At 48.2% G+C, this 1,599-nt stretch carries 2 protein-coding genes; both read right to left on the bottom strand.

The genetic code is table 11. The features are described from left to right. Positions 1 to 629 (bottom strand): BACK domain-containing protein (locus PLC66_RS22655; RefSeq protein ID WP_324544435.1); only part of this gene is annotated, 629 nt, incomplete at its 3' end. Between the two features lie 350 nt (positions 630 to 979). Then, positions 980 to 1,288: a hypothetical protein gene (locus PLC66_RS22660; protein WP_324544436.1), complete on the bottom strand. Its 309-nt coding sequence runs from the start codon at positions 1,286 to 1,288 to the stop codon at positions 980 to 982. Between the last annotated feature and the right edge of the window lie 311 nt (positions 1,289 to 1,599).

Here is a 1,599-nt window from a genome sequence, read left to right on the forward strand (position 1 = left end):
GTCCCGCTTTTGATAATGCAAACAACGTGGGATTGTCCTTTGACCGCGTCATCAAACACGCTAGGGTCGGTGCCTGAGCTGCTGTCGACGAGCAACCGAGCAACTCTCGTACCACCAAGCATAAAAGCGAGAGTTTTCGTCATGTCTGCATCGAGAATCCGGGAGAAAATCTCCAAATGATGCCGTGAAATCAATTGGTCGTCATGGTTGTTGTTGTTGTTGTTGTTGTTGTTGTTGTTGTTGTTGTTGTTGTTGTTGTTGTTGTTGTTGTTGTTGTTTCTGAGTTTGGCTCGCAGCGAGGTTTGCATCGAGCCTGAAACCCGCGTAGTGGATTCCCACTGTAGGGCGAAGTAGTGTCGAGCCTCCAGATCGGGTTGAAACAAGCGGTGGAATTTGAACTCGATCAACTTTTGGGCTGAGAGCATTGGGAAACGAACACATTTTAACACTCGCTCTCTCGTGTGGATCGGGGGAGTCACCGACCAGCGGCAGCACGCACCCAATATGTTGTCTTCGTTGGCAACGATGGGCCAGTTTTCGAGGATCTGGCAGAAAATATCCTCTGGTAAGCGAAGAAATTCAGCAGATTCCGCTACAGCAACGAATTCACTGCACACAAAAGCTTTCACAGCATCCCGCGCGTGGCATCGATGGAAAATCATGTTTGCCGAAGTATTCGTACAATGTCACAGCATTTGCGACAGAGACTCCTTCGGTCATCACTTTCTCACAGGCAGATTGAAGCGCCTCGAGATTATACTGGTACGCGAACATGTGTATACGGGTCACGATGTCATCATTCAGTTCGATGTTGAATCCGTAGCAATACTTCAAACATGCCTCCACGATGGATGGCTCATGAGCACGCAACTCGAGGGAACAGTCCTCTTGCAAGGCAGCAGCCCACACTGGGCTCCATGACCGGAGAATGATTCTGTGGCAAAATAGGACTTGGGAATTCTGGAGATGAACTTTGACATCACTGGTATCTTGATCGTTGAACCAGTTGCTGACTATCCCCAACAGATTTGGCGTGGATTGATTCGTTAGCAAAGAAAGAAAAGGGTGAAATTTGCAGTGAAATCAGCTGGTGCTCGCGTGCACGAGGGACGTTCAGGATGTCCAAAGAGGAAGCTTTTGATTCCACAAACCAAAATCCAAAAGTCCAAAACTCAAAACCGTGCGATGCTTCTTCTCTTGGTTTGCGCTGCTGCTGGTGCCTTGGCACAAACCTGCCAGGTCCTGTGTTCTTTTGTTGTTTGTCATCTTGCTCCAGGAACGTTGTCATGATGCGCCCTCAAACCTGAAGATATCTGACTTTTCCTCTTGCCTTACTGGAGGTCTCTCTGGAAATCTGAGCCTTGCTGTCATGACCAAATAGCAAATGCCCGATGTTGCAGCTTGGTTCGGTCAAAGCCACAAATGAAACGAAAACGATGACACTTTGTTTTAGGCCGCTAGCGCAGCATGAGTGCGCGAAGTATTGGCTACAACTTCCAGAGGTAGACACATGCACGACGTGCCTCCTGTGCTTGTTCTTGTTTGTTTGTTTCATGAGAAGTACAAGCGAGAATGTTCTAGGCCCGCATTATTCTTCCA

This window comes from Thauera sp. (genome assembly GCF_035444905.1).
GTDB lineage: Bacteria > Pseudomonadota > Gammaproteobacteria > Burkholderiales > Rhodocyclaceae > Thauera.